Below are 18,427 nucleotides of genomic sequence, written 5' to 3'. Positions count from 1 at the left end.
ATGCACGCCGACGGCGGTTTGCCCGCCGGGCGTCGGCCCGGGATCAGGCCACCGACATCTGCCACACCACGGCGGCGGCGAGCGCGCCCGCCCCGTTGAGCGACCAGTGCAGCGCGATCGGCGCGATGAGGCTGCCGCTGCGGCTACGCAGCCAGGTGAAGACGAACCCCGCCGCGGCGGTGGCGAGCACCGCACCCGCGATCCCGAGCACCTGCCCCCACAGCCCGCCGCCGAGGATCCCGGTCAGCCCGCGGTTCCCGCTCGTCAGCCCCAGGGACGACGCGATGTGCCACAGGCCGAACAGCAGGGACCCCGCGGCGAACACCCCGCGCGCGCCCCAGGCGCGGTCAAGGGTGCCGTGCAGCACCCCCCGGAACGCGAGTTCCTCCGGGATCACGGTCTGCAACGGGATGACGATCATCGACGCGATCAGGGCACCCGAGATGGTGGCGTAGCGATCGGCCATGAAGAACGGCCGGGTGATCGGGAGCAGGGCCCCGATCGCGACGACCGCGACGACAAGGCCGACCGCGGCGAGCGCGTAGAGCGACCCGGTGCGCCAGTGACGCCGCGACAGGCCCAGTTCCGACCAGCCGAGACCCCGACGGCGGATCATCGCGACCAGCACGATCGCGGCGATCGGCACGGTGGCGATGCTCGCCCATGCGTTGGTGAAGTGCGCGATCAGGTTGGTTCCCACCAGGACCAGCACCACGACGGCAACGTCGAGGTAGGCGTGGAGCCGGGGGTGGGTGTGCATTTCATCAAGTGTACGGACCGCCCCGACCCGCGACGGGCTCGTTCCCGCCCCCGGATCGGGGCCCGGGAGCCACGCCGCTAGCCTGAACGTGCATCGCACGCCCCGTGTACAGGAGAGATGATGGCCGACTTCCTCTATGAGGACCTGCTGCCGATCGGTGACGACACCACCGAGTACCGGCTGCTGACCACCGAGGGGGTGTCCACCGTCGAGGGACCGGACGGTCGCACCTTCCTGACCGTCGAGCCCGAGGCGCTGCGGCTGCTCACCGAGACCGCGCTGCACGACATCTCGCACTACCTGCGTACCGACCACCTGACGCAGCTCGCGAGCATCCTCGACGACCCGGAGGCGTCGAACAACGACAAGTTCGTTGCGCTCGACCTGCTCAAGAACGCGAACATCGCCGCTGCGGGCGTGCTCCCGATGTGCCAGGACACCGGCACCGCCATCGTCATGGGCAAGCGCGGCCAGCAGGTCCTCACCCCAGGGGACGACGAGCAGGCCATCTCGCGCGGCGTCTACGACGCCTTCACCAAGCTGAACCTGCGGTACTCGCAGATGGCCCCTGTGACCATGTGGGACGAGAAGAACACCGGCAGCAACCTGCCCGCGCAGGTCGAGCTGTACGCGGACACGGCCAAGGGCCACGAGAACTCGTACAAGTTCCTGTTCATGGCCAAGGGCGGCGGCAGCGCCAACAAGTCCTACCTGTTCCAGGAGACGAAGGCGATCCTGAACCCGGACTCGATGATGCAGTTCCTCGAGGCCAAGATCCGCTCGCTCGGCACCGCGGCCTGCCCGCCGTACCACCTCGCGATCGTCGTCGGCGGTACGTCCGCCGAGTTCGCGCTGAAGACGGCCAAGTACGCGTCCGCGCACTACCTCGACGAGCTGCCGACCGAGGGCGCGATCACGGGTCGCGGTTTCCGCGACCACGAGCTCGAGAAGAAGGTCTTCGAACTCACCCAGAAGATCGGCATCGGCGCGCAGTTCGGCGGCAAGTACTTCTGCCACGACGTCCGCGTCGTCCGGCTCCCCCGCCACGGTGCGTCGCTGCCCGTCGCGATCGCCGTCTCCTGCTCGGCGGATCGCCAGGCGAAGGCGAAGATCACCCCCGAGGGCATCTTCCTCGAGCAGCTCGAGTTCAACCCGGGCCGGTTCCTGCCGGAGGTCACCGACACCCAGCTCGACGCCGAGACCGACGGCATCTCGGGCACCGGCAAGGGCGCCGCCGTCAAGATCGACCTCACCAAGCCGATGCCCGAGATCCTCGCCGAGCTGTCCAAGCACCCGGTCAAGACCCGGCTGTCGCTGACCGGCCCGCTGGTCGTCGCGCGCGACATCGCGCACGCGAAGATCAAGGAACGTCTCGACGCAGGCGAGGAGATGCCGCAGTACCTCAAGGACCACCCGGTGTACTACGCCGGTCCGGCCAAGACCCCCGAGGGCCTGGCGTCCGGTTCCTTCGGCCCCACCACGGCAGGCCGCATGGACTCGTACGTCGAGCAGTTCCAGGCGGCGGGTGGCTCGATGGTGATGCTGGCCAAGGGCAACCGGTCCAAGCAGGTCACCGATGCCTGCAACTCGCACGGCGGCTTCTACCTCGGTTCCATCGGCGGGCCCGCGGCGCGGCTGGCGCTCGACTGCATCAAGAAGGTCGAGGTCGTCGAGTACGAAGAGCTCGGCATGGAGGCGGTCTGGAAGATCGACGTCGAGGACTTCCCTGCCTTCATCGTGGTCGACGACAAGGGCAACGACTTCTTCGCGCACACCGGCGAGGTCACCCTGACGGTGGGCAAGCGTCCCGGCCTGTGAGCTGAGACGGCAGGACCCGAGGCCCGGCGGAGCGCACGCTCCGCCGGGCCTTTGTCGTTGACGATCCACCATTGCCATGCGCACCCGGTGGGAGGAAGGTGAGGCATGGAGGGGGGTTGACCGGTGGCGCCCGCCGGGTGCTGCCTCGAGAACAAGGAGGTGGATCGTGTTTGCACGCTCAACCACTATCCAGGCCCACCCGTCGTTCATCGACGCGGGAATCAAACACATTCGCGACACGGTGATGCCTGCACTCGCCGAACTCGAGGGCTGCGCGGGACTGTCCCTGCTGGTCGACCACGACAGCGGACGCTGCATCGCCACCAGCTCCTGGATGGACGAGGAATCGCTGCGCAGGAGCGAGGGGCCAGTCCTGCAGCTTCGCGACGAGGCCGCCAAGGTCTTCGGTGGCACCACCACGGTCGAGCGCTGGGACATCGCGGTCCTGCACCGCGATCACCATTCGGGCCACGGTGCCTGCGTGCGGGCCGTGTGGCTCAAGCTCGAGCCGGGCCGGATGGACCACGCCATCGACGTCTACAAGATGGTGTCCATGCCCGCGATGGAGGACCTCGAGGGGTTCTGCAGCGCCAGCCTGATGGTCGACCACGCGGCCGGGCGCGCGGTGTCCTCGGTGACCTTCGACAGCCACGAGGCAATGGACAACAACCGCGAGCTGGCCCAGGAGATCAGGGCGGCAGCGGTCCGCGAGATGGGCGGCGAGATCCTCGAGGTGTGCGAGTTCGAACTGGCCATCGCCCATCTACACGTACCGGAGATGGCCTGAGAGGAGGCCGGGTTCGTCAGCGATCGGCCAGCGCCTGACCCTTGAGCTCGGGCAGCGCGAGGGTCGCGGTCGCGGCGAACCCGAAGGACACCGCGAACACCCCGAACACCAGTCCGTTGCCGCCGCCGGTCAGCAGCCACGGCACGATCAACGGCGCGATGATCGACGCGATCCGTCCGAAGGCCGCCGCCGCGCCGGTGCCCGCTCCCCGCACCGTCGTGGGATAGAGCTCCGGACCGATCGCGTACAGGGCGCCCCACGCGCCGAGATTGAAGAACGACAACGCCATACCCGCCGCGACGATCTGCGTCGGTGAGTCCGCCAACCCGAACAGGCCGGCGGCGAGCGCGGACCCGAGGAGGAAGGTCGCCAGGGTGCCGCGGCGGCCCCACGCCTCGATCAGCCAGGCCGCGACCGCGTACCCGGGCAGCTGGGCGAGGGTGATGACCAGCGTGTACTGGAAGGACTTCACCAGATCGAAGCCCTGCGCGAGCAGCAGGCTCGGCAGCCAGATGAAGGCGCCGTAGTAGGACAGGTTGATGCAGAACCAGACCACCCACAGCGCGCCCGTCCGCCTGCGCAGCCGCGGCGACCAGATGGACTCGACGGCGGTGCCGCCTGTCTGCGGATCCGATCGCCCGGGCTCCGGCTCGGTCGCGACCTCGGTCCCGGTCTCCTGCGCCCTGCCGATCGGCGCCGACTCCTCGAAGGACCGCACGGCCGCCTCCGCCTCGGCATACCTGCCGCGGCTCTCGAGGAAGCGCACCGATTCGGGCAGACCCATCCGGACCACCACCGCGTAGGCAGTGGGCACGATGCCGACGGCGAGCGCCCAGCGCCAGCCGTCGTCGGACAGCGGCACCACGAAGTAGCCGATCAGGGCGGCCAGGATCCAGCCCACCGCCCAGAATGCCTCGAGCGCAACCACCATGCGGCCCCGCTGCTTTCGCGGCGCGTACTCGCTGACCAGCGTCGACGCGACCGGCAGCTCGGCGCCCAGCCCGAGCCCCACCACGAAGCGGAGCGCGATGAGCACCGCCAACGACCCCGCAAGCGCGGTGGCCCCCGTGGCGAGCCCGTAGACGAGCAGGGTCGCCGCGAACACCTGCCTGCGCCCGATCCGGTCGGCGAGCAGCCCACCGACGCTGGCCCCGATGGCCATCCCGACGAAGCCGATCGAACCGACCCAGGACAGCTGCGTCTTGCTCAGGTCCCAGTGCACGGCCAACGCGGCCATCACGAACGAGATGAGGCCGACGTCCATCGCGTCGAGCGCCCAGCCGATCCCGGAACCGACCAGCAACCTACCGTGCCGACGGGTGAACGGGAGTTCGTCGAGTCGCTCTGTGCGGGTTCTGGTTTCGGGTCTCACCGAGATGACCTACCTGGAGCCGTTCCGGCCCCTCCGGCTACGTCCAGAGCGCGGCGATCAGAGCGGTGATGATCGCGAGCACACCGACCGCGTGCGCCAGGTTCGGGTTCCCCTCGCCGCGCTTCTGCTTGGCGCGACCGATCTCGGCGAGCGCGACCACCACGAGCGAGAGCACCAGCTTGGTCGCGATCTTGGCGGTGATGTACTCCTTGTCCAGCGCACCCTCGCCGATCCCGACGATGATCAGGCCGGTCAGGAACTGAACCCGAGCGCCCCACACCATGACCTCGGACACCCGCGGCTCCGCCAGCACGGCGAAGTAGCCACCGACGATGGCAGCCATGCCGAGCAGGTGGATGGCGACGAAGACGTTGTATACGACAGACATACCCGCACTGTAGCCGCCGCCGCATCGGAGCGCCGCGCCGATTCGCGATCCCGCGAGTTCGGCGCGGCGCGCCGCGACCGGGGGTCGGTCGACCGGAATCGACCGACCCGACTACACCGTTCGGGCCAGTCGGTCGGCGAGCATGCCGGTGAACCGCGCGGGGTCGTCGAGCTCGCCGCCCTCGGCGAGCAGCGCCATCCCGTAGAGCAGTTCGGCGGTCTCCGCCAGCGCCGGATCGTCGTCGCGTTCGGTCTGGGCCGTCCGCAGCGCCGCAACGAGCGGGTGCTCTGGGTTGAGCTCGAGGATCCGCTTGGTGGGCGGGAGCACCTGCCCCGAGGCGCGGTACATCTTCTCCAGGGTCGGCGACATGCTGAACGCGTCACCGACGATGCAGGCCGGGGAGGTGGTCAACCGCGTGGACAGCCGCACCTGCTTGACCTGCTCGCTGAGCGTCTCGGTCATCCAGGTGAGCAGACCCGCGAAGTCCTTCTCCTTCTCCTCACGCTCGGACTCGCCTGCCTTCTTGTCTTCCTCGCTGTCGAGGTCGACCTCACCCTTGGCGATGGACTGGAAGACCTTGCCCTCGTATTCGGGCACCGCGCCGACCCACATCTCGTCCACGGGATCGGTCAGCAACAGCACCTCGAGGCCGCGAGCGCGGAAGGCCTCCATGTGCGGCGAGCTCTCGAGCAGCTGCCGCGTCTCACCCGTCGCGTAGTAGATCTGCTCCTGTCCGTCCTTCATGCGCGTCAGGTAGTCGCCAAGGGTGGTCGGCTCGTCCTCGCTGTTGGTGGACGCGAACGACGAGATGCCAAGCAGCGCATCGCGATTGTCGGTGTCGGAGAGCAGGCCCTCCTTGAGCACGCGGCCGAACTGGGTCCACAGGGTGCGGTAGTCCTCGGGGCGTTCGGTCTGGATGTCCTTGATCGTGGACAGCACCTTCTTGGTGAGCCTGCGCCGGATGGCCCGGATCTGGCGGTCCTGCTGCAGGATCTCGCGCGAGACGTTGAGCGAGAGGTCCTGCGCGTCCACCACGCCCTTGACGAAGCGCAGGTACTCGGGGATCAGCTGATCGCAGTCATCCATGATGAACACGCGCTTGACGTAGAGCTGCACGCCGGTCTTGGCGTCGCGCTGGAAGAGGTCGAACGGCGCATGCGTCGGGATGAACAGCAGCGCCTGGTACTCGAAGGTGCCCTCCGCCTTCATCGCGATGGTCTCGAGCGGCTCGTCCCATGCGTGCGCGATGTGCCGGTAGAACTCCTGGTACTCCTCGTCGGAGACCTCGTCCTTTGAGCGCGCCCACAGCGCCTTCATCGAGTTGATCGTCTCGGACTCGACGGTCACCGTCGCCTCGGCGCCGTCCTCCCCCGGCACGCTGCGCGCGACGTCCATCCGGATCGGCCAGGCGATGAAGTCGGAGTAGCGCTTGACCAGTTCCTTGATCTTGTACTCGGAGGTGTAGTCGTGCAGGTGGTCCTCGGAGTCCTCGGGCTTGAGGTGCAGCGTCACGGAGCTGCCCTGCGGCGCGTCGTCGACGGACTCGATCGTGTACGTGGCCTCGCCACTCGACTCCCAGCGAGTCGCCTGGCTCTCGCCCGCGCGGCGGGTCAGCAGGGTGACCTTGTCCGCGACCATGAAGGTCGAGTAGAAGCCGATGCCGAACTGCCCGATCAGCTCCTCGCTCGCCGCCGCATCTTTGGCCTCGCGGAGCTTGCGACGCAGATCCGCCGTGCCGGAGCGGGCCAGCGTGCCGATCAGATCCACGACCTCCTCGCGGGACATGCCGATGCCGTTGTCGCGAACGGTCAGCGTGCGAGCCTGCTTGTCCACCTCGATCTCGATGTGCAGATCCGAGGTGTCCACGTCGAGGTCCTTGTCGCGGAACGCCTCGAGGCGCAGCTTGTCCAGCGCATCCGAGGCGTTGGAGACCAGCTCACGGAGGAAGGAGTCCTTGTTCGAGTAGACCGAGTGGACCATCAGATCCAGCAGCTGACGGGTTTCCGCCTGGAATTCGAGCTGCTCGATGTGCGCGTTCAATCCGATTCCCTTCGACAGCCGAGGCCCTCGACGTTGGGCCTCGACACCAGATTCGTCGTCGGAATATTACGCCGATCCCGCGGCGGCCCGTCCGGGCATCACCCGCGTGCACCCAGGAGCCGGACATGCGTGAGGCCCGGCGGAGCGAACGCTCCACCGGGCCTCACGTGAGGGTGTGTGGTCCTTACGGTCCGACGGCCAGCAAGGTGGCCAGGTTCGCGGCCTCGGCCGGTCCGACATAGGGAACCAGTGCATCGTAAATGTAGGTCGACATCTGGGTACTCCTTCGATGACTCGTCGAGTCGTCACTGCTCTGCCGGAGCTTCCGACACCGAATGCAGGGTATCGGGGGACGGCGCGCCTCGCCACCCGATCGGCCCAAGTGCGGCGCCGACCTCGTCTATCGCCTCGTGCAGCATCGCCTCGTAGGCGTCGATGTCGGCCAGCACCGACGGACTGGTGGTGACCCCGATCGTCACGGTGTCACCGATGCCGTGCACGCCGTGCGTCAGGCCCATGAACTGGGACAACGCCGGGAATCCGGCCGTGAAACGCACCCGTCCGCCACCGAGGGACAGATCGGCGGGACCGCGGTCGACACTGGAGACCACGGTGTTGCCCGTGACGGTGTCGGGGATCGCGCCGAAATCGAACTGCTCGACGCCCCACCGCACCAGCGGACCGGGAACCGAGCGCAGCGCGCGGTCAGCGGCGGCCGCGGCCGAGTGCTCGCCGCGGACCCGGCGCGATGCCATCGACGCGGCGATCGCCTCGGCGCGCTCGCGCAGGTCGGCGAGATCCGGATGCAGGTCGACCGCGACGTTGCGGAAGTGGTTCCGCGCGTGCGCCTGCCCCGACTTGGCGACCGTCACCTCCGCGGCGAGGTTCGCGGGCAGCTCGTTCCCCTGCGCCTCCAGGTACCGGGTGAGCGCGAGCGAGATCGCGGTCATCGCCCCCACCGTGACGGTGACGCCGGGCCCGCGTAGCTCCGCGGCGTCGCGGACCACCATCCGCACCGACCGGTGCTCGTCCGGCCGGGCGTTGGTCGGCCCCTTGGGCAGGCTCGGCGGTTGCGGCGGCAGCACCCCCGCGGCGGTGTCGCGCTCGAGTTCGCGGTGGGTCCGGTGGGCCGGCACCGCGGCGACCGCGAGGGAGGCCAGCTGCGCGGGCAGTCGAGCGGCCGCCAGCGCGAGCGCCGAGACCGGTCGCCACGGCGCGGGGCGCGGCGAACGCCGCGCGGCAGCGGCCTGCCCGCCGAACAGGGCCCTGGCCAGCGCCGAGGCGCCCCGGCCATCGGCCAGGGCGTGTGCGACCTGCAGCACCGCGACCACCGCGGGTGCGTCACCGCACCGCGGCGCACCGCGGCCGACCGCGAAAAGGTGCAGTCGCCAAGGCGATTCGCGTGAGTCCAGGCGTTCGGTCAGCAGCTCCCCCACCGCCAGCAGGCAGTCAGGCCAGCTCTCGAGCGGCTCGTGGGCCACCACGTGGTCGGCGCCGATGTCCATCGGGACCCAGTACGGATAGTCGGCGTGGAACGGGACGTCGCGGACCTTGAGCCGCAGGTCCGCGACGAGTGCCGCGCGCGCGATGAGCGACCGGCTCATCTCGGCAGTCGAGTCGGCCGAGTCCTCGAAACAGTAGAGCAGGAACTGGTCGCTGTGGATCTTGGTGGAGATCCAGTACGTCTGCGCATCAGGGGGACTCATCCGCGGCACCGACGGAAGGTATCACCGACCGCCGGCCGCCGACGTGCCCGCCGTGGCGGGCACGGGAGCCTATCCGGCCTCGGCGAGGGCCTTCAGCTTGGCCAGACCCTTCTCGAAGTCCTTGCCCACCATCTTGTCCATGCTGAACACGAACCCGAACACCTTGAAGAACCACGTCTTCTTGCCGGTCATCTGCCAGCGCACCGTGGTGCCGTCGCCGCTCGGTTCCAGCAGGAAGGTGGTGACGTTCTCGGCCTTGAACGGCTTCAGGAACGCCAAGTCCAGCACCACCTTCTGCCCGGGCACCGACTCCGTGATCACCATCGATCCCGAACCCGCCTTGCGGTTGCCCGACCAGGAGTAGGTGGCGCCGACTCCACGGTCGGCCCCGCCGTAGGTGCGGGTCATGGTGGGGTCGAGCTCCTCCCATGGCGACCAGTCGGGCCAGCGGCGAAAGTCCTCGATCAAGCCGTGCAGCGTGGTCGGGCTGGCGGCGACGTCGAGGGAGCGTTCCACGAGGAAGCTGTCCTTGCTCTCGGGTGCCATGCAGGTCTCCGTTTCCGTTGCGCCCGACGGCCGGGCTCTCGCCGAATTCTCCACCCCGCAACGGTCGGTCGCCACCGAACGCGCCAGGGCGGCTCATTCGCTTCGTGCGGCAGGCGTGAAGACGTCCTCGATCGTGCAGCCGAAGACCTCGGCGATGGAAAAGGCAAGAGGCAAAGAGGGATCGAACCGTCCGCGCTCGATGGAGATGACGGTTTGGCGCGAGACCCCGAGCCGCGCTGCCAACTCGGCCTGGGACCAGCCTCGCTCGGAGCGGCGCGACGCCAGGTCGTTCCGCACTAGGACGCCTGCCGCTTGATGATGAGATAGCGCAGGCCGACATCCACCACCGAGAAGGCGGCGAGGCCGATCAGCGCCGCGACCGCCTGGACCTCGAACCCGGTGATGAGCAGAGCCGCGGCACCGAGCGTCGTCGCGACGAGCACGTCGAGGAACGCGCCAGCCCCGGCCCGCTCCATCCACCGCACCTCAATGCTCTGTTCCCCGTGGGCATCCACCGTCACGGTGTGACCGGTGACAAACATCTTCACGCCGAGCGCGAAAGCCGGGTAGGCCGCGCAGAGCGCGGTGATCGCGAACACCTCCCGGAAACTGCCGGGGTTCGTCAGACCCGAGATCGTCGACAGGAAGGCGGTGGCGATCACGCCGAAGACCGCCGCCAACACGTAGTGCGACACCGGCGCTCGCCACGCGCGCCCGGCCTGCTGAGTTCGCACCATTCATGCCTCCGATGTAAAGCGTGCTTGTCATACGGAGTCAAGCACGCTTTACATCGGCGATCAAGCGTCAGCGGATCTCGCCGTCGGGTCCGCCCTGAGTGAACACGTGCGCCGAACATCAGACCCCGGTGGCAGGCTTGCGGTCATGACAGCTGTGGACCGGCCGGTCGTCGTCGACATCGCCACCAGGCGGCGCGACGGCCGACGCCCGGACCGAGGCGACGGGCCCGCTCCCCTGCTGCGGCAGGTCTACGGCGAGATCCTGCGCGACGAGCGCCGCGATCAGGACCGCACCCTCGACGACGTGGCGCGAGCGGTTGGCATGTCCAAGCAGTACCTCTCCGAGATGGAGCGCGGACGCAAGGAGCCGTCGTCGGAGATGCTGCGCTCGGTGTGCGACGCACTCGGCCTGCCGCTGGAGAACCTGCTGGCCCGGGGCGTGCGGCGACTGGCGGTCCCGCGGCGGACCGGTCAGCGCTCGGTGACCGGTCCGCCGCGGGTGGAGCTGCTGGCCGCCTGATCGGCGGGGCCGTGCGCTACGCCGCGTCCCGGGTGACGATGATCTGGTCCGCGAGGCCGTAGTCGAGCGCCTCCTGAGCGGTGAAGATCCGGTCCCGGTCGGTGTCCCTGCGCAGTCGCGTCACGTCCTGGCCGGTGTGCGCGCTGAGGATCTCCTCGGTCTGCGCCCGGACCCGCAGCACCTCCGCGGCCTGCAGGGCGAGGTCGGAGATGGTGCCCTCGCCCCGCGCGGACGGTTGATGCAGCAGCACCCGCGAATGCGCGAGCACGTGTCTGCGCCCCGGCGCTCCAGCCGCGAGCAGCACCGCCGAGGCGGACGCAGCCTGACCCATGCAGTAGGTGGCGACGGTGGGGCGCAGGAACTGCATGGTGTCGTAGATGGCGAGCATCGCGGTGGTCGACCCGCCCGGCGAGTTGATGTACAGACCGATCTCCCGATCCGGCGCCTCCGCCTCGAGGTGCAGCAACTGCGCCATCACCACATTCGCGACGCCGTCGTCGATCTCGGTTCCCAGGAAGATGATCCGTTCGTTGAGCAGGCGGCTGAACACGTCGAAGGAGCGCTCGCCCGCGGGGGTTCGCTCGATGACACTGGGGATCGCATACTGCGCCATGACTACAGCCCCATTCGTTGTGCGGTCGCGAACGGCGCGATCTGTGCGAAGGATCCGACCACGTGGTCGACGATCCCGTACTCGCGCGCCTGCTCGGGGGTGAACCAGCGGTCCCGGTCGCTGTCGGCGGCGATCTCCTCGACCGTGCGGCCGGTCTCGGCCGCGAGGATCTCCTCCGACTGTCGCTTCATGTACTCCCAGTTGTCGGCCTGGATGGCGATGTCCATCGCCGTGCCGCCGATGCCGGCCGACGGCTGGTGCATCATGATCCGGCTGTGCGCCAAGCTGATCCGCTTCCCGTGGGTGCCGGAGGCGAGCAGCACCTGGCCCATGCTGGCGGCGAACCCCAGCGCGACGGTCACCACGTCGTTGGGGATCAGCTTCATGGTGTCGTAGATGGCGAGCCCGGCCAGCACGGAGCCGCCGGGCGAGTTGATGTAGACGACGACGTCACGCTCGGCGTCGGCCGTGGCGAGCAGCACCATCTCGGCGCAGGCCCGCTCGGCCATCTCGTCGTTCACCTCACCGGTCAGCAGCACGGTGCGCTGCCGGAACAGCCGGTCGGTGAGTTGGTCTCGATAAGTCAGGGCTGGTGTCGCGATCATGCATTCCGTTGTATCCGCCTGGCGCGGTGGCGAATCGATTTGTCTGCCGAGGGCAGACGGATCCGGCCGGCACCTAGAACACGAACGGGATCAGCCGCTTGGTCCGGCGCATGTACTGCCGGTACGGCTCGCCGAGACCCTCGGACAGCGTCCGCTCCTCGTGCGGGATCCGCACCACGTAGCCGAGCACCAACCCCAGCACCGCCAGCGGGGCGAGCCAGTTGGTGTACGCGATGGTGAACCCCAGCGCGCAGATCAGCGCGCCGGTGTAGGACGGGTGCCGGATCCACCGGTACAGGCCGGTGTCCACGACGGCCTGGCCGGGAGCCACCTGGACCTTGAACGTGAAGGCGGCCCCGAGTTCGTACACCGCGCGCAGGCGCAGGCCCTGACCCGCGGCCGCGATCGCCAGGCCCGCAACGAAATACCAGACCGCGCCCGTGGTGATCACGGTCGCCGTGACGAGCAGGCTGATCGCGAGCCCACCGGCGTAGGCGACCAGCAGCCCCAGCCCGACCGCGAGCCCGCTGCGGGCGTCCTGATCGCGCTCGGCGCTGCCGGGCCGGGCACGCCCGATCCACAACTCCGAGAACACGAATGCCGTGAACGCCGTGGCCAGGATCGCTCCGGCAACCGGATCGGACGCGAAGAGTGGGAGCACGACGCCGCCTCCTAGCCCCTCGCGTCCTCGGCCGATCTAGCCGGCCGCGTCCTCGTCGAGGGTGTGCTTGACCAGGGCGTTGGCGTGCCCGTGACCCATGCCGTGCTCGGCCTTGAGCCAGCCGACCAGCTCCATGTGCTTGGTCAGATCCGAGGACCGGATCATGGTCTTCCACTCCGAGATCGGCCGGCCGTACTTCTCCTCGATCGAGGGGAAGTAGGAGGCCGGACCCTTCACTGGCTCAGTCATAACCTGTGACGCTACCGCTCTTGGTTCTGGTCTTCCCCTCCATTGACACCGCGACACCGGAAGCCAATACTGAACTAGATGGTTCAGCATTCACGGCTCGACGCCTCGTTCGCGGCGCTCTCCGATCCCACCCGACGCGGGATCCTCGAGCACCTCGGCCGGACCGACGCCACGGTGAGCGAGCTGGCGGAGCGCTTCGAGATGACCCTCACCGGCATCACGAAGCACCTGCGCCTCCTCGAGGACGCGGGCATGGTCGTGACCGAGAAACGTGGCCGAGTGCGCCACTGCCGACTCGGCACGAACCCGCTCGACCGCGAGCTCGCCTGGATCAGGGGTCACCAGCTCGAGATCGAGGGCCGCCTGGACCGTCTCGGACAGTTCCTCAACCGCAAGGAGGAGTAACGATGACCACGCAACACACCCCCGCCGCGACCGTATCCACGCCCGGCGACCGGGACATCCACGTCGAGCGCGTCTTCGACGCCACCCGCGACCGGGTCTGGGCCGCATACACCGAACCCGATCAACTGGCCCAGTGGTGGGGTCGCGGAAACCCGCTCGACGTCGAACGCTGGGAGTTCGAGCGCGGCGGCCACTGGCGGTTCGTCGAGCACCACGAGGGCGGAACCGACGGCTTCGAGGGGCGGTTCCGCGAGATCACGCCGAAGGAGCGGATCGTCTACTCCTTCGAGTGGGACGGCATGCCTGCGCACGTGTGCATCGATTCCGTCGCATTCGTCGACCTGGGCGACGGCCGCACCAGGGTCGTCATCGACAGCCAGTACTTCACCGCCGCCGAACGCGACGGCATGCTGCAGTCCGGCATGGAGGACGGCATGAACGCCAGCTACGCGGCGCTCGACGCGCTGCTCGCGAAGGCCGGCTGAACGCCGCCGCTCAGTCGTTGAGGCAGAGGCAGAAGTAGTGCCCCGCCGGATCCCGGAACACCGTGAAATCCGGATGGTCCGCCGGTCCCTCGACGAGCTCGGCACCAAGCCCGAGCACCCACATGGTGGAGGCTTCCATGTCGTCGATCCGCAGATCCAGGTGCACCCGGACGCCCTGCGCCGGCCAGTCGACCGGCACGAAGTCGGGCGCGAGCTGGAACGCGATCCGGAGTGCGCCCGGCCCCTGCAGGACCACCCAGTGGTCGTCCGCCCGCGCGACCTCCCAGCCGAGCACCGCGCCGTAGAAGGTGGCCAACGCGCCCGGATCGGGACAATCCAGGACCGGGTATTCCATACCGATGTCGGGACGGGTCATGGCCTCGACCCTAAGCCGCGCCGGACCTCGATTGCCAGGATCTTCTCAGGCGTCCCTGAACGGATCCTTACCCGGCGCGGGCATCGTGGACGCATGTCGCAGATAACCGTTCTCGCCGTCGGGGGTACCGGGGAATCGCATCCCGACGACCGCCGCACGGAGGTGTCCGGGCTGCTGCGCGAGGTCACCGACGCTCTCGACGGCCGCTTCGTCGCCCGCTGGGTCGGCTACCCCGCCTCCTACGGCCCGGTCGCCGTCGGCGGGCTCAGTTACCGGCAGAGCACCGAGGTCGGCGTGCGCAGGGTGATCGAGGCGGTCGCGGAGACCGACGGCCAGGTGATGCTGATCGGCTACTCGCAGGGCTGCACGGTCATCCGTGAGGTGCTGGGACACATCGCTGCCGGACGGCTGGCGGTGGATGGCATCGCCGCCGTCGGGCTGATCTCCGACCCCGAGCAGCCGGACGGCGCCGTGCCGGGTTGCCGCGGGCACGGTGTCGCCGGGGCCGGTCCGGCGACGCCGGACTCGATCCCCGTCCTGTGGGTCGGGCATCCCGATGACATGATCTGCAACGCCAGCGACGACAGCTACGTGCGCGACATCGCGGACCTCGCCCGCTGGATGTCACTCCGCGAACCCCGCACCTGGCTGGGCAAGCTCTGGGAACTGCTCCGCAACAACAGCTTCCAGAACGCGACGAAAACCCGACTGAGCGTCCGGCAGTGGCGCACGGATCTGCGGCGCCTGCGCACCGCAGCGTTCGAGGTGCTCGGCTACCTGCCCGCACGTCTGACCTGGGGCAGCGTGCGGGTGAGCAACCCGCGGGGCGGGCGGCACGTCGCCTACGCCACCGAACCACTGGACGCGGGCGGGCTGACCGGGTGCCAGGTGCTGGCGCAATGGATCCAGGTGCAGGCGACGTTCGGAGTCCGGCCCGCGAGGCGCCTGACGAGCAGGGCCGCCTGAGCGACGAGCAACTCGCGGCACCGCGGGTCTCTGGGTCAGGCGGGCTCGGGCGCGAGGTCGTCGGCGTCGGGGAACCGAGCCTGCAGCCTGGCGATCATTCGGTGCACCTCGTACATGCGTCGATCCAACGCCCCAGCCCTGACGAGCAGTTCGGCCTGGCGGTCGAGGTTGCCCGCACTCCTGGCGCGGACCGCGTCAGCCTCTGCCGATTCGATGCCGGCCGCCAGGTCGTCGGCCTCCCGCCGGAGCATGGCCAGGAACATGCGCGCCTGCGCTTGTTGCATCGGCATCGGATCGAGACCTCTCTCGTGCTGGCGGCGCGGCCCAGTCCGGCCTCAGGGCAGTGTCGACCGGACACACCGGCCCGTCAACATGCGGACCGTCCAGTACGCGCGCGATACGCTGGGCACTGTCCGGGTCGGGCCCGCCAGCATGCAGGAGATCTGTTGTGAAACTCGCTCGTAGGCTCGGTTTGTGCGCCACGGCTGTCGCTGCGTTGGGATTGTCGGCGGCGGGCGTTGCTGCGGCGGCTCCGGTGACCGTTCCGTTTCAGATCAATCCGGCCCCGTACGGGAATCCGAACGGGAGCTTCGACGCTCCCGCGACCCAGTGCGCGGCGGTGGTCGGTGACCGACCCGGTGTCGTGGTGATCACCGGCGGTAAGCCCGGCGGCTGGGGCTGCCCACTCTCCTCCCAGGTGCAGTGGCTGAACCTGTCGACGGGCGCGACCGGAACCACTCAGCTGTCGGACGGCTTGAACGGGATCCCGGCACAGGCGTCGGTCAACACCGGGATCGGGCAGGTCGCCGTCGTCGTCAATCCGGTGGCCGGGATCATCACCCCCGGACTTGCCACGTTCTACGTGCCGTGACGGGCGCCTCGCCGATGCTGCTGTGACGCCTTGCGTCAGTACGCGGCCGGCCGCGTGGCGGGCTGGAACTTGAAGGACACCGCCTCCATCAGCGGCTTGTGCTGGGTCTTCTGCACGGCCGCGATGCGCCACTGGCCATCGACGTCACGAATGACGGTGTAGGTCGCGAGCTTTCCCAGCTTCTTCGGCGTGCCCTTCGAGGATTCGCCTCGTGTCACCACGACGGCCGTATCAGCGCCGTAGCGGCGGATCTCCCCGATATCGACGGTGAGGTTGGTGCCCTTCAGGAAGCTGTCGAACAGCGCCTGATGAGCCCGGCCGATCTCGTCGCCACCGCGGTAGACGGTGCCGGCATAGGTCACATCGGTGGCATCGGCGGCGAAGCAGGCGCCATAGGCGGCCCCGTCGCCGCGCTTCCAGGCGTCCTGGCTGCGCTCGATCAGTGCACGGATGGCGGTGGTGTCGGTGGCGTTCATCGTGAGGCCCTTTCGAATCATTGATGCGGAGTGGATTTCGGGTCGCTGGAGCCCTCCGTGCTATTCTCTGCCTAGGAGATTTTTCTTCGTTGAAGATGTTTCTTCGCTGAGGAAGAGATTACGAGAGAGGGTCACCCTTGTCAACACCACGGCACGAAAGCGATCCGAGCGCCATCTTCCGCCGGTACCTGAGTTCCGTTGTGCTGCATGCTCAAGCGGGCGCGAAGGCCGTCGACCTGGGCGCGACCGACCTGTACGGACTGAACATCCTCGAACTGAACGGCGCCATGACGCCCGGCGAACTCGGCGGGCGCACGGGCCTGACCACCGGCCCCACCACCCGGCTCATCGATCGCCTCGAACAGGCTGGTTATGTGCGCCGGGCCGCCGACCCCGGCGACCGGCGCAAGGTCATCGTCGAACCGATCGACCAACCCGCCGACCTCGACAAGGTGCTGACCCCGGCCCGGCGCAGAATCGGCGACATCATCGCGAGCTACACCCCACAACAGCGCGAACTGCTCTTCGACTACTTCGCCCGCGCGTCCGAGGCATTCCAGCAGTCGGTCGACGAGATCACCGAGAGCGACCGAAGCACCGATTGAGCCGGCGACCCGCACCCGGTCTTGTGTCGAGACGCTGGCCGCCCTACGGCCGGAGTCCAGGGAGTCCGTGGCACTGGCTGCGTCCAGTCGCATTCGGTGCGCCGTCCCCTGCCCGAGTCAAGTCGTGCATTCACACTCGACACCGAACAGCGACGACGAAACTGCCGAGCGTTCATACAACATCCAGACCAACCCAGCAGCAAACTGTGCAGGCTCCCGGATCAGCACCATGTCCCCGGGAAGCAGGAATCGACCCCCGGCCATGTCGTCGTCGGTGGGGAACTCCAACTCGATGCGATAGCAGCGTTGTCTTCGAACTAGGAGGAAGGTGAACTCGACCTTGCTGTCACACACCCACTCGAGTGCGAGTGGCCTGATGTCACTTCTGATGGCAGCTTTTCTTGACAAAGCTCCCAGGGCCGAGTCGAACGATGATCCAAGTCCCGAGTCCTCAGGCGGTGGTACGACCCGAACATCCCAGTAGGTACCACGTCGGTCCATGTAGGGCAGGTAGAACCGGCTGTCCAGCGATCGGTACACCTCGGCCAGTTGCTCGGAAGCGACGGTGGTGCGGTAGACGGTGTAGCTCCCGGAGTGCCTGATGGCGTGCTTCTGCCAGTCGAAGTTCGAAGGCGCTTCGATCTGTGTGCCCGAGATCGAAAAGAACGCGGCCACCTCGAATCTCGTACTCGCGTACCCCAGGCCGTGGGAGTAGAGATAGAGCGGGGCGAGGTTCACCGGTGCGGCCCAGCGGATCGCGCCGATCGCGCGGAGCGGCATCAGCGTGGCACCTGCCACGTCGAACCTGATCATGACGTTGCCGGACGACGGGACGAATGTGCCGCCATCGTCGACGGACCACTTGGTCAGGCGGATACTCACCGGTCCACCGTCGACATCGATCGAGTACCCGCGGGCCCAGGGCCGGAGCCCCCTCAGGATCGAGTCGATATCGATTCCCTCATCCCCTACGGGAAGCAGAGTTCGCTCAGCCATTTCGTACACCGGTGGCCGCCAGCAGTGCCCAGACCCATTTCCGACATGTGATCACGCGCATTCACTCCTGGGACTCCGCACCTGGCGAAGGTTCCGACGCTACACCTGTCTGCGCTGCTCCGTTGAACTGCGGCTGCATGGGACTCTGGCACACTATGTGTCGCCACGCCTTCCGTTCCCGTACGCGTTAGAGGGGGCCCGATTCGACAGTGCTCGGTTCGGCCTCGCCATAAGCCCACCCCTTCTGGCCTGCGCCCGGATCGTCAACGTCGGGACCCTGCCAGAGATTTTGACGCACGAGACCCTCTTGCAATAGAACACATGTTCGAGTAGCATTGGAACATGGGTCTCGGCGAGATGCTCTCCGCGCCACAGGATGTGGCCGCATGGCAGCTCGCCGACGCCGACCTCTTACGGCTGATTCCCGAGTTGTCCCTGCGGATGA

General features: G+C 68.1%; 24 protein-coding genes. 8 read left to right on the top strand and 16 right to left on the bottom strand.

Going from position 1 to position 18,427, the window contains the following annotated elements; translation table 11 throughout:
- Positions 1-43: 43 nt before the first annotated feature.
- Positions 44-760: a CPBP family intramembrane glutamic endopeptidase gene (locus tag BR31_RS0122515; RefSeq protein ID WP_027502957.1), complete on the bottom strand. Its 717-nt coding sequence runs from the start codon at positions 758-760 to the stop codon at positions 44-46.
- 120 nt (positions 761-880) lie between these two features.
- Here BR31_RS0122515 and BR31_RS0122510 point away from each other — a divergent pair, with 120 nt between their 5' ends.
- Both BR31_RS0122510 and BR31_RS0122505 read left to right on the top strand, forming a co-directional pair.
- Positions 881-2,578 carry a fumarate hydratase gene (locus tag BR31_RS0122510; protein ID WP_027502956.1) on the top strand — a complete coding sequence of 566 codons (1,698 nt, stop codon included), beginning with the start codon at positions 881-883 and terminating at the stop codon, positions 2,576-2,578.
- Between the two features lie 166 nt (positions 2,579-2,744).
- A complete protein-coding gene (locus tag BR31_RS0122505; protein WP_027502955.1) occupies positions 2,745-3,365 on the top strand; it encodes a hypothetical protein in 621 nt (206 codons plus the stop codon).
- Positions 3,366-3,381: 16 nt separating this feature from the next.
- On the opposite strand, the gene BR31_RS0122500 is transcribed toward BR31_RS0122505, so the two are convergent.
- The 7 genes from BR31_RS0122500 to BR31_RS0122465 all read right to left on the bottom strand — a co-directional run bounded on the left by BR31_RS0122500 (position 3,382) and on the right by BR31_RS0122465 (position 10,154).
- Positions 3,382-4,737 (bottom strand): MFS transporter, encoded by a 1,356-nt coding sequence (locus tag BR31_RS0122500; protein WP_037177838.1) that lies wholly within the window; start codon positions 4,735-4,737, stop codon positions 3,382-3,384.
- 37 nt (positions 4,738-4,774) lie between these two features.
- Complete coding sequence (locus BR31_RS0122495) at positions 4,775-5,125, bottom strand: hypothetical protein (RefSeq protein WP_027502953.1); 351 nt, start codon at positions 5,123-5,125, stop codon at positions 4,775-4,777.
- A gap of 111 nt (positions 5,126-5,236) precedes the next feature.
- On the bottom strand, positions 5,237-7,165 hold the full coding sequence (gene htpG / locus BR31_RS0122490) for a molecular chaperone HtpG (RefSeq protein WP_027502952.1): 1,929 nt from the start codon (positions 7,163-7,165) through the stop codon (positions 5,237-5,239).
- A 305-nt stretch (positions 7,166-7,470) separates the two neighbouring features.
- Positions 7,471-8,871 carry a WS/DGAT domain-containing protein gene (locus BR31_RS29745; protein WP_081830636.1) on the bottom strand — a complete coding sequence of 467 codons (1,401 nt, stop codon included), beginning with the start codon at positions 8,869-8,871 and terminating at the stop codon, positions 7,471-7,473.
- 69 nt (positions 8,872-8,940) lie between these two features.
- Positions 8,941-9,417 (bottom strand): SRPBCC family protein, encoded by a 477-nt coding sequence (locus tag BR31_RS0122475; protein WP_027502951.1) that lies wholly within the window; start codon positions 9,415-9,417, stop codon positions 8,941-8,943.
- A gap of 93 nt (positions 9,418-9,510) precedes the next feature.
- Positions 9,511-9,714, bottom strand: a complete 204-nt coding sequence (locus tag BR31_RS0122470; RefSeq protein WP_027502950.1) for a helix-turn-helix transcriptional regulator — start codon at positions 9,712-9,714, stop codon at positions 9,511-9,513.
- A complete protein-coding gene (locus tag BR31_RS0122465; RefSeq protein ID WP_027502949.1) occupies positions 9,714-10,154 on the bottom strand; it encodes a hypothetical protein in 441 nt (146 codons plus the stop codon). The genes BR31_RS0122470 and BR31_RS0122465 overlap by 1 nt, the downstream gene beginning before the upstream one ends.
- A gap of 145 nt (positions 10,155-10,299) precedes the next feature.
- On the opposite strand from BR31_RS0122465, the gene BR31_RS0122460 reads away from it, so the two are divergent.
- Positions 10,300-10,674: a helix-turn-helix domain-containing protein gene (locus tag BR31_RS0122460; protein WP_027502948.1), complete on the top strand. Its 375-nt coding sequence runs from the start codon at positions 10,300-10,302 to the stop codon at positions 10,672-10,674.
- A 16-nt stretch (positions 10,675-10,690) separates the two neighbouring features.
- Here BR31_RS0122460 and BR31_RS0122455 read toward each other — a convergent pair whose 3' ends face one another.
- The 4 genes from BR31_RS0122455 to BR31_RS0122440 all read right to left on the bottom strand — a co-directional run bounded on the left by BR31_RS0122455 (position 10,691) and on the right by BR31_RS0122440 (position 12,802).
- Entirely contained in the window at positions 10,691-11,287 is a 597-nt protein-coding gene (locus tag BR31_RS0122455) for an ATP-dependent Clp protease proteolytic subunit (RefSeq protein WP_027502947.1), read from the bottom strand.
- A gap of 2 nt (positions 11,288-11,289) precedes the next feature.
- Complete coding sequence (locus tag BR31_RS0122450) at positions 11,290-11,892, bottom strand: ClpP family protease (protein ID WP_051637660.1); 603 nt, start codon at positions 11,890-11,892, stop codon at positions 11,290-11,292.
- Between the two features lie 73 nt (positions 11,893-11,965).
- Positions 11,966-12,553: a methyltransferase family protein gene (locus tag BR31_RS0122445; RefSeq protein WP_027502945.1), complete on the bottom strand. Its 588-nt coding sequence runs from the start codon at positions 12,551-12,553 to the stop codon at positions 11,966-11,968.
- Positions 12,554-12,589: 36 nt separating this feature from the next.
- The gene (locus BR31_RS0122440) at positions 12,590-12,802 is read right to left on the bottom strand and encodes a DUF4287 domain-containing protein (RefSeq protein ID WP_027502944.1); all 213 of its coding nucleotides are present in this window, start codon (positions 12,800-12,802) and stop codon (positions 12,590-12,592) included.
- Between the two features lie 78 nt (positions 12,803-12,880).
- Between BR31_RS0122440 and BR31_RS0122435 the strand changes: the two genes are divergently transcribed.
- Both BR31_RS0122435 and BR31_RS0122430 read left to right on the top strand, forming a co-directional pair.
- Positions 12,881-13,207 carry an ArsR/SmtB family transcription factor gene (locus BR31_RS0122435; RefSeq protein WP_027502943.1) on the top strand — a complete coding sequence of 109 codons (327 nt, stop codon included), beginning with the start codon at positions 12,881-12,883 and terminating at the stop codon, positions 13,205-13,207.
- 2 nt (positions 13,208-13,209) lie between these two features.
- The gene (locus BR31_RS0122430; protein WP_027502942.1) at positions 13,210-13,692 is read left to right on the top strand and encodes an SRPBCC domain-containing protein; all 483 of its coding nucleotides are present in this window, start codon (positions 13,210-13,212) and stop codon (positions 13,690-13,692) included.
- 10 nt (positions 13,693-13,702) lie between these two features.
- Here the strand turns inward: BR31_RS0122430 and BR31_RS0122425 are convergent, their stop codons facing one another.
- On the bottom strand, positions 13,703-14,068 hold the full coding sequence (locus BR31_RS0122425; protein ID WP_027502941.1) for a VOC family protein: 366 nt from the start codon (positions 14,066-14,068) through the stop codon (positions 13,703-13,705).
- 93 nt (positions 14,069-14,161) lie between these two features.
- Between BR31_RS0122425 and BR31_RS0122420 the strand changes: the two genes are divergently transcribed.
- Positions 14,162-15,034, top strand: a complete 873-nt coding sequence (locus tag BR31_RS0122420; RefSeq protein WP_027502940.1) for a cutinase family protein — start codon at positions 14,162-14,164, stop codon at positions 15,032-15,034.
- A gap of 35 nt (positions 15,035-15,069) precedes the next feature.
- On the opposite strand, the gene BR31_RS0122415 is transcribed toward BR31_RS0122420, so the two are convergent.
- A complete protein-coding gene (locus tag BR31_RS0122415; protein ID WP_027502939.1) occupies positions 15,070-15,324 on the bottom strand; it encodes a hypothetical protein in 255 nt (84 codons plus the stop codon).
- 158 nt (positions 15,325-15,482) lie between these two features.
- On the opposite strand from BR31_RS0122415, the gene BR31_RS0122410 reads away from it, so the two are divergent.
- Positions 15,483-15,905 (top strand): hypothetical protein, encoded by a 423-nt coding sequence (locus BR31_RS0122410; protein ID WP_027502938.1) that lies wholly within the window; start codon positions 15,483-15,485, stop codon positions 15,903-15,905.
- A gap of 35 nt (positions 15,906-15,940) precedes the next feature.
- Here BR31_RS0122410 and BR31_RS0122405 read toward each other — a convergent pair whose 3' ends face one another.
- Complete coding sequence (locus BR31_RS0122405; protein ID WP_027502937.1) at positions 15,941-16,381, bottom strand: SgcJ/EcaC family oxidoreductase; 441 nt, start codon at positions 16,379-16,381, stop codon at positions 15,941-15,943.
- 200 nt (positions 16,382-16,581) lie between these two features.
- Here BR31_RS0122405 and BR31_RS0122400 point away from each other — a divergent pair, with 200 nt between their 5' ends.
- Complete coding sequence (locus BR31_RS0122400; RefSeq protein ID WP_231496667.1) at positions 16,582-16,986, top strand: MarR family winged helix-turn-helix transcriptional regulator; 405 nt, start codon at positions 16,582-16,584, stop codon at positions 16,984-16,986.
- Between the two features lie 117 nt (positions 16,987-17,103).
- On the opposite strand, the gene BR31_RS29740 is transcribed toward BR31_RS0122400, so the two are convergent.
- Positions 17,104-17,982, bottom strand: a complete 879-nt coding sequence (locus BR31_RS29740) for a hypothetical protein (RefSeq protein WP_051637658.1) — start codon at positions 17,980-17,982, stop codon at positions 17,104-17,106.
- Positions 17,983-18,427: the final 445 nt, after the last annotated feature.

It is taken from the genome of Rhodococcus sp. UNC363MFTsu5.1 (assembly GCF_000686785.1).
GTDB classification, from domain to species: Bacteria; Actinomycetota; Actinomycetes; order Mycobacteriales; family Mycobacteriaceae; genus Rhodococcus_G; species Rhodococcus_G maanshanensis.
The sequence above is the reverse complement of the archived record's forward strand: the minus strand, read 5'-3'. Positions and strand labels throughout refer to the sequence as shown.